The following is an 11,710-nucleotide window of genomic DNA, read 5'->3' on the forward strand; positions in this document are numbered from 1 at the left end:
GCGGCAGCCCTCTGTCGGGGTTTGGCCCACGATCCGGTGGCGGCAGTCCGCGGCAACTGTGCCTGGAGCTTGGGGATCCTCGGGCAACAGGTGAAATTGGCTCTCGAGGATCCCACCGTTTACGCGATGTTGAAAAGGCAGTTGCTGACAAGCGCCAGCCGCGATCCCGATTGGGGAGTGCGGGACGATGCGCGGCTTGCCCTCCTAAAATTAGCGGATCCCGACTTGCCGGAGCAACTGGATAACCTTAAGTAAGCTACCTGACACGACTACCCCCGGCCCCTCTCCCTCAGGGAGTCAGCCCAAGCGCTCCGCGCCGCTAACGCGACCACCCCCAGCCCCTCTCCCTCAGGGAGTCAGCCCTCACCCCCAGCCCCTCTCCCTCAGGGAGAGGGGAGTTAGGGATCGAGGCAACGAACGGTTTCATTGCCATTGGAAACGACTGTAACTGGGCGACGGCTTCAGCGCACCAGATCGAGCAGCCAGGCAAAGTAGAAGCGGCTTTGAATGGTTTGCCGTTGTTGCACTTTCCAGCCCCACTCGGCAAGGTGGCCCACCAGCGTCGCCTCGCGGTGCTGATAGGCGCGGGTGGTCTTGCTGGGGCCGGGGAAAAACTCCCCCACTTTCTTCAGCAGCGTCAGCCAGGGAGTTTTGGGAGCAAAGCTGAAGAGCAGACGAGACTTGGCCAGTCCGGTCAGGTGCCTGAGCATGCGCAGGGCGTCGGCTTCGGGATAGTGGATCATCACATCCAGGCAGACGACGACATCGTACTCCCCCGTCAGTTCCTCCAAATCCAAAACCTGAAACTGGGGGTTGTCTGTGGATCCCAGCTCCATCTGTTGGCGGCGACGCGCTTCGTTGACCATTTGCTCGGAAATGTCGCTGGCGAACACCTGCGCCCCGCGGGCGGCCAAAGGCAAGCTAAGGCTGCCCACCCCGCAGCCGGCATCGCAAATGCGCAAACCGGAGGGATCCCCCAGCCATTGCAACACCGTCTCGACCGTGCGGGCATGGCCCAGTCGAATATCTTTTTGGACGAAATTGACTTCCTCGTTGCCGTAAATGCGGCGCCAGCGCTCGAAGCCGACCGTGTTGAAATAGTTGCGGACGATGGCTTTTTCTTGCATAAGACTGCTAGTTGTATGCCGGGATCTGCCGGGGAATCACTCCTGGGCGGGCAGATTAGGGATGCGGATTACATTTTACCCCGAAGCCGCTGCCGCCACTCCCAGCGCCTGTCCCATGCCTGTATTAGAATTAACTTGCCTTCACCGGAATAAAACTCAATGACGGAAGCTGAGATTGCCCAGGCGTTGCAGGCCAGCTTGGCTGTCCCTGTCAAAATTGCCGTCAAACGTCGCCAGGGCCATTTGCACGTTCTCCTCAACCGCTCCCCGCAAACCCAGCTCGACTACCCCCATCTCACCCAACAGGTGCGAGCCGCGCTGGAGGCATTTGGCCTATCCGGCCTGGAGCAGGTGACGGTCTATGGACGCACCTCGGGACATTCCGAATACGAGTGGCAGCAAACCGAGCCGCTGCGGGATCCTCTCTTGGGTGCTGAGGAGACCACGCTCGTGCTGGAAAAACAAAGCAATCGGCTGCTGCAGGATCCGACGCTGGTTGCTCCCGATTCCGCCGGCCCCCAGCCTGAGCCCAGAGAAAAGGCTGCCGACAAGAAAGCTGCTGGCAAAGGCGGATCCCCTATTGCCTGGCTGTGGCCGGCGGTGCTGATGGTCGGGATGGGGGGGGCGGTTTTGCTCCTTTTCTTTCTCTAGAAAGCAGCCTGGCTGGGGATCAAGCCGGCTGTGGTGAAGGCCGGGATCCAGACGGGGCTGGGCGAGTCGAAGCCGCCCTTTGCAGGGCATCCTGCAGCATCCGCTCCACCAGCTCCGTAAACGTCCACCCCAGCGCCGCTGCCGCATCAGGGCAAAGCGAAGTGGGGGTCATGCCGGGCAACGTATTCACCTCCAGCACCCAGGGGTTCTCGTCGGCATCCACCCGCAGATCCACCCGCGCCAGGCCCTCACATCCCAACACCTGATAGGCCCTCAGCCCTGCCGCCTCGCAGCGGGCCAATCCTGACCCCGTGAGGGAACAGGGGATCAAATGCCGCGAGCCGCCGGGGGCATACTTGGCTTCATAATCGTAAAAATCCCCCTGGGCGGGGATGATCTCAATCGCCGGGAGAACCTGGCCGGAGAGGATGGAGAGGGTGATCTCCTTGCCGGGAATGTAGCGCTCCAGGAAGACCCGCGAGGAGACCGAGCTGGCCAACTCCAGCCCCTGAGCAAATGACCTCTCATCCTGGACAATGCTGATCCCCACCGTCGAGCCGTTGTTGCTGGGCTTCACCACCAGCGGGGATCCCAAGTGCGCCACGCACTCGGCCCAGGAGAGCGGTTGCGCTTCATCCCAGACCAGCCACTCAGGGGTGGGGATCCCTGCGCCGCGAAAGATCTGCTTGGACACCAGCTTGTCCATGGCCAGAGCGCTGGCCAACGGCCCGGATCCCTGGTAGGGCAGGCCCAGCCACTCCAGCATCCCCTGCACCACCCCATCCTCGCCGCCGGGGCCGTGCAGGGCAATCCAGACGAAGTCGCAGCCGGCCTGCCGTTCCTGCCAAAGGCGCAGCGGCAGATCCTCCTCCGGGTCGATCAGCTTCACCCGATGGCCCAAATCTTCCAAAGCCCGCTTACAGGCTTTGCCCGTTACCCAAGAAACCTGACGTTCTGCCGAACGACCCCCTGCCAAGACAACAATGTTCATGGCTTAACCCCAAAGCACTCCCCACTCTCAGCAACCGGCACCAGGATAGCCGCATCCCCTTACTCTAACCTACGAAGGAGGACGTCGGCGGCGCAAAAACTCGGGAATGTCCAAGCCCCCGGAAGCAGGGGGCTCAGGCTCAGGGGGCTGCCGAGGCGATGGCTCAGGGCTAGGAAAGGTGGGCTTGCGCGTCCCCACCCCCACCTTGTTGGCGACAGAGGCTTTGGGTGCAGAAGCGCTGGCGGCGGCCCGCGATCCGTCAAAACCGGTGGCGATGACGGTGATGCGCACCTCCCCTTGCATACGCTCGTCTTGCACGGTGCCGAAGATGATGTTGGCTTCTGGATCCACTGCCTCGGCGATGATCTCAGCCGCTACTGTGACCTCGTGCAATGACAGATCCAGCCCGCCGGTGATGTTAAAGAGCACGCCCTTGGCCCCCTCAATGGAAGTTTCCAGTAGGGGAGAAGACACGGCGGTAATGGCGGCTTCGCGGGCGCGGGACTTGCCGGATCCCATGCCAATGCCCATCAGGGCGGTGCCAGCATCGGCCATCACGCTGCGCACATCGGCAAAATCCACGTTGATCATGCCGGGGATGAGGATGATGTCGGAGATGCCCTGCACCCCCTGACGCAAGACATCGTCCGCGACGCGAAAAGCCTCGTGCACAGGAGTTTGCTCGGAGATCACCAAGAGCAGCTTGTCGTTGGGGATCACGATCAGGGTATCGACCGCCTCCTGCAGCGCTTGGATCCCTTCTTCGGCCTGCTTGGTGCGCCGCTTGCCCTCAAAGGAAAAAGGCCGCGTCACCACCCCCACCGTCAGGGCGCCGCTGGCCTTGGCAATCTGGGCAACCACAGGCGCTCCCCCTGTCCCTGTGCCCCCTCCCATGCCGGCGGCGATAAAGACCAAATCTGCCCCTTTGAGAGCTGCTGCAATTTCTTCGCTGGACTCTTCGGCGGCTTTCTGACCAATGGCCGGGTTGCCGCCTGCCCCCAGCCCGCGGGTTAACTTTTGCCCGATTTGCAGACGGCTCACCGTTGATGTCGAGCACTGCGCAAGGGCCTGAGCATCCGTGTTGATACTCCAAAACTCAACACCCTTGAGGTTGCTGGCCGCCATCCGACTGACCGCGTTGCCACCTCCCCCCCCTACGCCCACCACCTTAATTTTCGCGGCATTGCTCGGCATGTTCTCCTCTGGATGATCCGCCGCCTTGGTCTGGGCTCCGTTTCTCTCGTACTCGACCTGAGAGTCCTCCCCCACGTAGCGCTCACTCCAGGGGGAAGGCGTTGACTGGGCTTGCTCCAAACCCTGCCCAGGATTGGGGGGATGGAAGTCCGACCAATTGTTGGATGGCATGTCAGCCCTCAAGATAGCTTAATTCTGGCAAATATTGAACATGCTAGCTGATTTAATATAAGGCAACTCTCCCCCGATGCCAACGGTGAAGACGTTTGTGGATCTTCATAGGCGGATGCAGCTTTCGTACTTTGCCTATGAATCTTCTCTCGCAGTTAAGCTTCCTCTTTTGTACAAGCGAGGTTCCTATCGAAGGGTATGTATTCCCGAACACCTAGTAGGTAGAGCCCAAATTAGGGCAAACTGTTGCCCCCAGCGCGCTTCGGTCAGAGCCGAGCTTGCGCTTGCCTAAAAGCTAACCTTGCGTTTTCTTTTCAGAGTATTCGATAATACTCACCCCTCCCAATTAGAGCCTGGCAGACCAATCGCCAATTTTTGCCGATTTTTAATGCTGAGGTTTGGGTATTCTGCAAACTACCCGAGGGCTTCCGCGCCGAAAGAGTCAGTGGGGGGGTTGCCGTCAGGGATCCGCCCATAGGCTTAGAGCGGCTGCAAATGGATCTCCGCGTTCAGCCGCTGGGGCAGGGAAATTTTAAACACGTCCCCCTGATCCATTTCCTGGGCCGTCGTCATGCTGGCCAGGGCCTCTACCACTTCTTCGGAGTTGGCGGTCAGCACGACAACGGGGCGCTCGCCGGCGACGGGGAAATCGTGCCAGGTGCCGCGGTGCAGCAGCAGCCCGTGCCCAGGGGGGAATCGCAGGGCTTGCACTTTGTCGAGATCGGGGAGGGTTTTGGGATGGTTGGGGGGAGCCATCACCATGATGAACGGCTCCTGCCCCAGGCCGACAAACAACTGGGTCATGCGCAGGTGGCGCTCCAACCAGAGCACAGGCGGGTAGCCGGGCAGGATCTTAGCAGTACGGATAACGGCCTTGCCGGTGTATTGAAAGTCAATGTTCTGCCCTTCTAAAACACGCCCCTGATAAAAAGGGATCCCCAACCCGGGATGGGCTACATCGTCCCCCAGCAGTTGGCCAAAGGGCCGCACATTTTCAGGGGTTGCCTCCACAATCGGCACCCGGACAACGGTGGTGGCAGTTGTGCTCATGGTTCTTGCTCTTTGTTCGCTTCAGAGTCCATTTAACTGGCCATCTTAATAAAAGCGACAGGTAAAGAAACGGTTTTCCCAGTAACGGTCTGGGCTTCCTCAGTTCCTGTTTATTTTTTGGGGCCTTGCGAGTTAAGCCACCGCTCGATGATGTGGTGAATTTGCCGGGCGGCAGTGCCGTCGCCGAAGGGGTTTTGGGCTTGAGCCATGCGGGCATAGGCCTGGGGATCCGTGAGCAATTCTCGGGCCGCCTGCAGGATTTTTTCGGGGTGGGTGCCCACCAGGCGGGCGGTGCCGGCGGCAACGGCTTCCGGGCGTTCGGTGGTTTGCCGCAGCACCAGCACCGGTTTGCCCAAAGCTGGCGCCTCTTCTTGAATGCCGCCGGAGTCGCTGAGAATGAAGGTGCAGCGCTGCATGGCGCTCACCCAGCAGGGATAGTCCAAGGGATCGGTGAGAAAAACCCGCTCCCGGGATCCCAACAGGGCCTGCAGGGGATCCCGCACCACCGGGTTGGGGTGGAGGGGCAACAGAAGGGCGGTATCGGGGAACTCGGCCAAAAGTTGCAGCAGGGCCTTGGCGATGGTTGTGAGGGGATCCCCCCAGTTTTCCCGCCGGTGCACGGTAACCAACAAAACCCGATAGCGCTCCCAGTCCAGGCCAGGGATGGGACAGGGGAGCCCGAGGGAGGCCACCTGCAGCAGGGCATCGATGACGGTGTTGCCGGTGCAGTAAATGGAGCCGACCACGTGGCTGCGCTTAAGGTTCTCCACCGCCTGGGGGGTGGGGGCAAAGTGCAGGCTGGCCAACTGGGAGATGAGGCGGCGATTGGCCTCTTCGGGGAAAGGATGGTAGAGATCATCCGTGCGCAGGCCGGCTTCCACATGCCCCACCGGGATGCGTTGATAGAAAGCGGCCAGAGCAGCAGCGAAGGCGGTGGTGGTGTCGCCCTGCACCAGAACCAGTTGGGGCTGGCGCTCCTGAAAATAAGGCTCAAGGCCGCGCAGGGTGGCTTCGGTGATATCGGTCAGGCTTTGGCGGGGACGCATGATCCCTAGATCCCGATCCGCCTGCAGGCCAAAAAGTTGCATCACCTGATCCACCATCTCCCGGTGTTGCCCGGTCAAGATTACCTCGGTGCGCAGATGGGGACTGGCGCGCAGGGCTTGGATCACCGGGGCCAGCTTGATGGCTTCGGGCCGCGTGCCCAAGATCACAGAAACCAGGGGAAGGGTGGCCATAGGTTTATGGGCAGCGGTTTCCCCAAGCTCACAAGCCGCCAGGATAGGGATTTTGCTCAGTCAGGCTGGGAGCAGAACCCGGAAGAGGTTGTGCTCTCTTGTTCACTTACCCCGATCTTAGCTCCCCAGCCACTCCGCTGATCGTTCACCGGATATGCCGGACAGAAAAAGGTTGACGGGATCCCCCTTTGGCAACTAGCCTAAAAAGGGCTGAAGAGATCCTCTTCAGGCTGTCCGGGTTGTTCCGGTTCAACTTTCTTGGAGGAAAACGTTCAACACCATGGACGCTTCTGGCAGTTGTAGCACTGGCCGGCAAGGATCGCTCTTCGGGGATCAAATCCTTGGAGACCTACATCCTACTGGTGTCTTCCTTTTTCCCGCTGACAGCTTCAGTCGTCGCTTGAGAGGATCCCGTTTCGCCAACGCGAAGGGGCAGGAGAGCTTTCTCAAATAGCTTCTGGCTTGGGTGGCTCTCTCGGTCGGCGACGAACAGATGGGCTGAGCAGAGCTCGACCTGAGCATCGGAAAAGGGAAAATCAGGAGTGCTTCAAAGGGGACTTCCCCTGGCTTTGGCTTTTGTAGGTGTTCGTGGGCCAGGGGATCCCTTTTATCGACTTGGGCTTTTGGGCTTCGAGTCGGGTCTAAGGTTTTGTGAGGCGTTCAGCTTCAGGGCTCCCATGAGCTTTGGAGCACGAGTTGGCCGTTGCCCTCCGGGTCTTTTATCCGGCTAACTTCAACCTTCGGAGGTTTGTTATGCGGCAAAACATGCTTCGCGATCTTCTCTCTCCCGCCTCTTTGGAAGCCGCCAAGCGAGCGGCCAATCGTGCCCCTATTGCCGAGCTGGTGCAGCAGTTAATGGAGATTTCTCCACGGCAGCGGGTTTTGGCTTTTCGCCTGTTGGAAAAAGACAAAGCTATGGCGGTATTTGAGTATCTGCGGCCCGAAGAACAGGCCGATCTCATCCGCAGCATGGAAGACCCAGAGGTGATCCGGCTGGTGGAAGCCCTACCCCCAGACGAGCGGGTGCGTCTATTTGAGGAGCTGCCGGCCAAAGTTACCAAGCGGCTGATCGCCAACCTCAGCCCAGAAGCCCGTGAAGCCGTGAATATCCTGCTGAACTACCCGGAGCGCAGTGCCGGTCGGCTGATGAACCTGCGCTACTTGGCGGTGCGCGATACCCTCACCGTCGGGGCGGCTTTGGCCAGCGTGCGCGACTCCCAACTGGGGGACGACGAGCTGGATGTCATCTTTGCGGTCGATGACCAGCGGTTCTACAAAGGTCTGGTGCGCACCGTGCGGCTGGTGAAAGTGGATCCCGACCTACCCATTCGGGAGCTGATCGAAGGATCGGATATTGTTGCTCGGGTTACCGATCGAGATTTGCAAGCAGCCCGCCTGCTTAAGGATTCCGGCTTGCCGGCCATTCCGGTGGTAGACAGCGAAGGGCGCTTGGTGGGGGATATCACCTTTGAGGATGTGATCAACTTGGTGGAAGAGGAGGCTACGGATGCGGCTTTGGCCCAGGCCGGGGTGGCTAGCTTGCTCAGCCGCGATAAGGTGTGGAGCGAGCGGCTGGTCAAGGGATCCCGCTGGTATTCTGTGCGTTTGCGCCTCACTTTTTTGATCATCACCCTGATCGGCGGCATGTTGGTGGGGGGAGTGATTGAAACCTTTGAGGAAGTGTTGCAGGCAGTTACAGCGGCGGCTGTTTTCATCCCGGTGATCATGGATATGGGCGGCAATGTTGGCACCCAATCCACCACCATCTTTGCCCGTGGTCTCGCCTGGGGCCATATCAACGTGAAGCAGTTTCTTGGCTACTTGCTGCGAGAAGCCAGTATTGGCGGCATTATTGGTGTCATTCTAGGGGTTGCGGCTGGGGTGATTGCTTACTTCTGGCAGGGAGCACCCAATGGGATCCCACAGTTGGGTCTCGCAGTGGGCCTATCTATGGCCATTGTGTTGACTTTGGGAGCTTTTCTGGGAGCGATTCTGCCCTGGATCCTCTTAAAGCTGGGCTTTGACCACGCTCCCGGGGCAGACCCTTTCATCACCACCATCAAAGACTTCACCGGTCTCTGGGTGTATTTCACCCTGGTAGCTTGGCTGGTCGGCGTTGAAGTCGAGCTCTGAGGCCGCTCTTTTCCCCTTGCAGTCCAACTTCGGCTCCCAGGCTACCCCCGGCCTGGGGGAGCTGGTTTGAGATTGAATCCGATTATTCGTTCAGGAGGTGTGCCATGACCTTGAAAGCTCCTTCCACCACAGCTCAGTTCCGGTTGCTGCTGCAGCGCTACGCCCATCGAGTCAGCATAACCTGCGCTTTAGAAACAGGTGGTAAGCTGGCCCCAGAAGTGGCCTTTGCTCAACTGGAAACCCTCTGGCAGGCTCTGGAACAGGCGGCCAAAGCCCTTGGGATCCCAGATGTAGCCGACTAGCCCTCACTCCTCCACGAGAACTGGAGCCTGACCTATGACCTGGATCGACTTCACCTTCCGCCTAACGGTTGCTTTTATTTTGGGATCCCTCATCGGGTTGGAGCGACAGTGGCGGCAGCGCATGGCCGGCCTGCGCACCAACACCTTGGTGGCCACCGGTTCAGCCTTGTTTGTCATGCTCTCAGTTCTCACTCCTGATGAAAGCAGCCCGACCCGCATTGCTGCCCAGGTGGTGTCGGGGATCGGCTTTTTGGCCGGGGGCGTCATCCTCAAAGAAGGGGCCAGCGTGCGCGGCTTGAACACCGCTGCCACCATCTGGTGTGCGGCTGCCGTGGGAGCCTTTGCCGGGGCGGGGTATATTCCCCAAGCCGCTATTGGGGCAGGAGCTGTGCTGATTTCCAATATTCTGCTGCGCCCCCTGGGCTACCGCATCAACCAGCAGCCCCTCAAAGGCACAGAACTGGAACTGGTCTATGAGTGTTCATTTATTTGCAAAAGCCATGCGGAAGCCCACCTGCGCGCTCTGCTGCTGCAGGGCATAGCCCCTTCCCATCTCAAATTGCGAGCTCTCTACAGCGAAGATCTGGAGAACAAGCCCGACCTCGTTAAAGTCGAAGCGGAGCTGGTTACTCAAACCCGCGATGACCAGGCTCTAGAACAGGTTGTCAGCCGCCTCAGCTTAGAGCCAGGAGTGATTACTGCCCGCTGGCGGATCATCGAACAGGAATTTGGATAATCCGAACTTTTTCTCCCGACTTCATGGAAGTTCTATAGCCAAAAGGCAGAATGTGACCAGCTCAACACAGAGCGGACCCTTGGGATATGAGGCGAGAGGAGATTTTGTAGTCCAAGCGGAAGCAGATCCTATAGTTGTGGTTATTTCAAACCCGACTACACTCCTCGGTGCTCCGCTTCACTGACGCAACAAACTGTTTCATGACCATTTGAAATAACTACAATCGTTTACCCTAACAATTCCCAACTGGTTACCAACGCAAACAGCAGAAACAAGCCGCCCCCCACCCAATGCACAGCCCGTTCAGAGATGTGGGCTGCTAAGAAGCGACCACCCACCACCGCCAACCCCACCATCAGCCCATGGCCGAGGGTGGCCCCTGCCCAGACACTCAATCCCGGATGGGTGGCTGCCAAAGAAACGGTAGCAATCTGAGTTTTGTCCCCGAACTCGGCCAAGGCGGTCAGGCTAAAGGCCTCCCACACAACAGCCCAAGCCCCGCCGTGGCCAGCGCCTTTTGCTTCGGCTTGCTCCACCAGTCTGAGGGCTTCTTTCTCTTCTTCCTTCTCCTGCTGGGGAGTCATTTGGTAAGCTTGCCAGAGCATTCTTAGTCCAAAAGCCGCGAAAACTCCAGCCGATAGCACTCGCACACCCAGGGGTGGCAGCAGCTTAAAAAGCACTTTCCCGGCCACCACCGCCAGCAAGGTCATAGCGGCCAAAGCCAGCCACGTTCCCAAAAAAACCCAGCGGCGCGGGTGGCGCATAGCCAGAATCAGGGGGGTAAAAAAGGTCTTGTCCCCAAATTCCGCTACCGTGACCAATAACAAACTGGACGCAAAACCAGCCCACATTGTTTAGCCTCCAACCTCTCTTGTGTGTGGAATTGGCTCACACCCGGAGGCGAAGGCTGGAGAAGTCAGACGGACTCACCAAGCTCACCTCCGCGTGAACTCAGTGAAAGTCTCGTCACCAAAGCAAGATCCTCTGCTTGCCTTGTCTCTTGCACCGGGCTGTTTTCAGCCAGTATGTCGATGCAGAGGGCGGTAAGCCGCCTGACTACTCCCTTTCCAGCCTGAATGGTAGCATGCTCAGCTCATCAAGAAAAGCTCTCCGTTCGCGCCCGTAGCCCTTTGGGATCCCTGACATGCCGTGCCTTGCCGATGTTGATGCTGCTTCCCGCAACTATGCAGGAGAGACAGGTTATCATGGTCACGGTTCAAGAAAAAATCAGGAGAAGACCACGTGGATGCAAAGCTAGTCTTGGTGGGGGTTGCTCTTGCCCTCTCTTTGGCAAGTTTTTACTTCGGCACCCGCAACGGCTTTTACGACACCGACAAATATCACGGCAATGGCTCCGCCCACTAGAGCTGAGCACTGGTTTTTTCTTGGTATTTTTTCATGGATCCCTTGCCCAGAAGAGCTTCCCGCCAGAATACAGGCGATGCTGGAGAGGGCTGGGTGCGGCAATATCTGTGTCAGCAAGGCTGGCAGATCCTGGCTCAGCAATGGCGCTGCCGTTGGGGTGAGTTGGATCTGGTTGCCCACAGAGCAGATGTGCTGATTTTTGTAGAAGTGAAAACCCGCAGCCCCGGTAGCTGGGATCAAGGTGGGCTTTTGGCGGTTGCGATCCCCAAGCAGCGACGCTTGATCCGAGCTGCCCAGGCCTTCTTGAGTCAGCATCCTCACTTTTGCGAATTGTCCTGCCGCTTTGATGTCGCCTTGATAGAGCGCCGGCCCTCTCAAGAAGGGGCAAGCTATGTGTTGGTTGATTACCTGGAAGCAGCTTTTGAGATTTTTTGAGGCCAACTCACCTTGCTTGTCAAGACTACCGGCCTCAATAGGATCATCCAAGTGGCTGATGTGTGGCGGCCCTGGCCTATTTTTTTCTGGCCAGGAAGATCATGGTTAGTTAGACCGCGAAAAGAGAGTCTTCCCCCGGATCCCTTTCCGTTCGCGCTAGCGGGCCGTAGGCCTTGGATGGGATACAAGATTGGCCCAGACGACCGACCACCGAAAACAGCTCCGCTTGTTCCACTACGCCCTTGAAGCGCCCTTCTCGATCTACAACGGCGATGGGAACTTCTCGATCCCAGTAGCGAAATAGCTCCTCCAAGCTG

General features: G+C 58.7%; 13 protein-coding genes and 1 pseudogene. 7 read left to right on the forward strand and 7 right to left on the reverse strand.

All coding sequences use genetic code 11. The features are described from left to right. Nucleotides 1-255: pseudogene (locus tag NW857_RS04375) on the forward strand (HEAT repeat domain-containing protein); the annotation flags it as partial. A gap of 206 nt (nucleotides 256-461) precedes the next feature. On the opposite strand, the gene bchM reads toward NW857_RS04375, so the two are convergent. Then, nucleotides 462-1,127, reverse strand: coding sequence for a magnesium protoporphyrin IX methyltransferase (gene bchM, locus NW857_RS04380; protein WP_414335078.1), 666 nt, complete (start codon nucleotides 1,125-1,127; stop codon nucleotides 462-464). Nucleotides 1,128-1,286: 159 nt separating this feature from the next. Here bchM and NW857_RS04385 point away from each other — a divergent pair, with 159 nt between their 5' ends. Beyond that, entirely contained in the window at nucleotides 1,287-1,778 is a 492-nt protein-coding gene (locus NW857_RS04385; RefSeq protein WP_414368056.1) for a hypothetical protein, read from the forward strand. Nucleotides 1,779-1,797: 19 nt separating this feature from the next. On the opposite strand, the gene NW857_RS04390 is transcribed toward NW857_RS04385, so the two are convergent. From NW857_RS04390 to wecB, 4 genes are all read right to left on the reverse strand, one after another. Then, complete coding sequence (locus NW857_RS04390) at nucleotides 1,798-2,769, reverse strand: D-alanine--D-alanine ligase (RefSeq protein ID WP_414335076.1); 972 nt, start codon at nucleotides 2,767-2,769, stop codon at nucleotides 1,798-1,800. Between the two features lie 69 nt (nucleotides 2,770-2,838). Next, nucleotides 2,839-3,963: a cell division protein FtsZ gene (gene ftsZ, locus NW857_RS04395; protein WP_414335080.1), complete on the reverse strand. Its 1,125-nt coding sequence runs from the start codon at nucleotides 3,961-3,963 to the stop codon at nucleotides 2,839-2,841. 651 nt (nucleotides 3,964-4,614) lie between these two features. Beyond that, nucleotides 4,615-5,184 (reverse strand): ureidoglycolate lyase, encoded by a 570-nt coding sequence (locus NW857_RS04400; protein ID WP_414336795.1) that lies wholly within the window; start codon nucleotides 5,182-5,184, stop codon nucleotides 4,615-4,617. Between the two features lie 110 nt (nucleotides 5,185-5,294). Next, nucleotides 5,295-6,422, reverse strand: a complete 1,128-nt coding sequence (gene wecB, locus NW857_RS04405) for a non-hydrolyzing UDP-N-acetylglucosamine 2-epimerase (protein WP_414335074.1) — start codon at nucleotides 6,420-6,422, stop codon at nucleotides 5,295-5,297. 765 nt (nucleotides 6,423-7,187) lie between these two features. Between wecB and mgtE the strand changes: the two genes are divergently transcribed. The 3 genes from mgtE (at nucleotide 7,188) to NW857_RS04420 (ending at nucleotide 9,593) form a co-directional block, all read left to right on the forward strand. Then, on the forward strand, nucleotides 7,188-8,555 hold the full coding sequence (gene mgtE, locus NW857_RS04410) for a magnesium transporter (RefSeq protein WP_414336797.1): 1,368 nt from the start codon (nucleotides 7,188-7,190) through the stop codon (nucleotides 8,553-8,555). A gap of 104 nt (nucleotides 8,556-8,659) precedes the next feature. After that, nucleotides 8,660-8,857 carry a hypothetical protein gene (locus NW857_RS04415; RefSeq protein ID WP_414336799.1) on the forward strand — a complete coding sequence of 66 codons (198 nt, stop codon included), beginning with the start codon at nucleotides 8,660-8,662 and terminating at the stop codon, nucleotides 8,855-8,857. A gap of 34 nt (nucleotides 8,858-8,891) precedes the next feature. Continuing rightward, a complete protein-coding gene (locus NW857_RS04420) occupies nucleotides 8,892-9,593 on the forward strand; it encodes an MgtC/SapB family protein (RefSeq protein WP_414335071.1) in 702 nt (233 codons plus the stop codon). A gap of 227 nt (nucleotides 9,594-9,820) precedes the next feature. Here the strand turns inward: NW857_RS04420 and NW857_RS04425 are convergent, their stop codons facing one another. Beyond that, on the reverse strand, nucleotides 9,821-10,444 hold the full coding sequence (locus tag NW857_RS04425) for a TMEM165/GDT1 family protein (protein ID WP_414335070.1): 624 nt from the start codon (nucleotides 10,442-10,444) through the stop codon (nucleotides 9,821-9,823). Between the two features lie 391 nt (nucleotides 10,445-10,835). Here NW857_RS04425 and NW857_RS04430 point away from each other — a divergent pair, with 391 nt between their 5' ends. Together NW857_RS04430 and NW857_RS04435 are read left to right on the forward strand one after the other, a co-directional pair. Then, nucleotides 10,836-10,958: a hypothetical protein gene (locus NW857_RS04430; protein ID WP_414335069.1), complete on the forward strand. Its 123-nt coding sequence runs from the start codon at nucleotides 10,836-10,838 to the stop codon at nucleotides 10,956-10,958. Between the two features lie 33 nt (nucleotides 10,959-10,991). Then, a complete protein-coding gene (locus NW857_RS04435) occupies nucleotides 10,992-11,393 on the forward strand; it encodes a YraN family protein (protein ID WP_414368059.1) in 402 nt (133 codons plus the stop codon). Between the two features lie 109 nt (nucleotides 11,394-11,502). Here the strand turns inward: NW857_RS04435 and NW857_RS04440 are convergent. Beyond that, nucleotides 11,503-11,710, reverse strand: a 208-nt coding sequence (locus tag NW857_RS04440) for a hypothetical protein (RefSeq protein WP_414368061.1), incomplete at its 5' end; no start/stop codon positions are given.

The organism is Synechococcus sp. H55.9, assembly GCF_047462355.1.
Classification (GTDB): Bacteria; Cyanobacteriota; Cyanobacteriia; order Thermostichales; family Thermostichaceae; genus Thermostichus.

What these genes read in the sequence shown, in the direction of transcription:
- bchM (WP_414335078.1), bottom strand. Translation starts at nt 1,127, where the DNA reads ATGCAAGAAAAAGCCATCGTCCGCAACTATTTCAACACGGTCGGCTTC.
- NW857_RS04385 (WP_414368056.1), top strand. Translation starts at nt 1,287, where the DNA reads ATGACGGAAGCTGAGATTGCCCAGGCGTTGCAGGCCAGCTTGGCTGTC.
- NW857_RS04390 (WP_414335076.1), bottom strand. Translation starts at nt 2,769, where the DNA reads ATGAACATTGTTGTCTTGGCAGGGGGTCGTTCGGCAGAACGTCAGGTT.
- ftsZ (WP_414335080.1), bottom strand. Translation starts at nt 3,963, where the DNA reads ATGCCGAGCAATGCCGCGAAAATTAAGGTGGTGGGCGTAGGGGGGGGA.
- NW857_RS04400 (WP_414336795.1), bottom strand. Translation starts at nt 5,184, where the DNA reads ATGAGCACAACTGCCACCACCGTTGTCCGGGTGCCGATTGTGGAGGCA.
- wecB (WP_414335074.1), bottom strand. Translation starts at nt 6,422, where the DNA reads ATGGCCACCCTTCCCCTGGTTTCTGTGATCTTGGGCACGCGGCCCGAA.
- mgtE (WP_414336797.1), top strand. Translation starts at nt 7,188, where the DNA reads ATGCTTCGCGATCTTCTCTCTCCCGCCTCTTTGGAAGCCGCCAAGCGA.
- NW857_RS04415 (WP_414336799.1), top strand. Translation starts at nt 8,660, where the DNA reads ATGACCTTGAAAGCTCCTTCCACCACAGCTCAGTTCCGGTTGCTGCTG.
- NW857_RS04420 (WP_414335071.1), top strand. Translation starts at nt 8,892, where the DNA reads ATGACCTGGATCGACTTCACCTTCCGCCTAACGGTTGCTTTTATTTTG.
- NW857_RS04425 (WP_414335070.1), bottom strand. Translation starts at nt 10,444, where the DNA reads ATGTGGGCTGGTTTTGCGTCCAGTTTGTTATTGGTCACGGTAGCGGAA.
- NW857_RS04435 (WP_414368059.1), top strand. Translation starts at nt 10,992, where the DNA reads ATGGATCCCTTGCCCAGAAGAGCTTCCCGCCAGAATACAGGCGATGCT.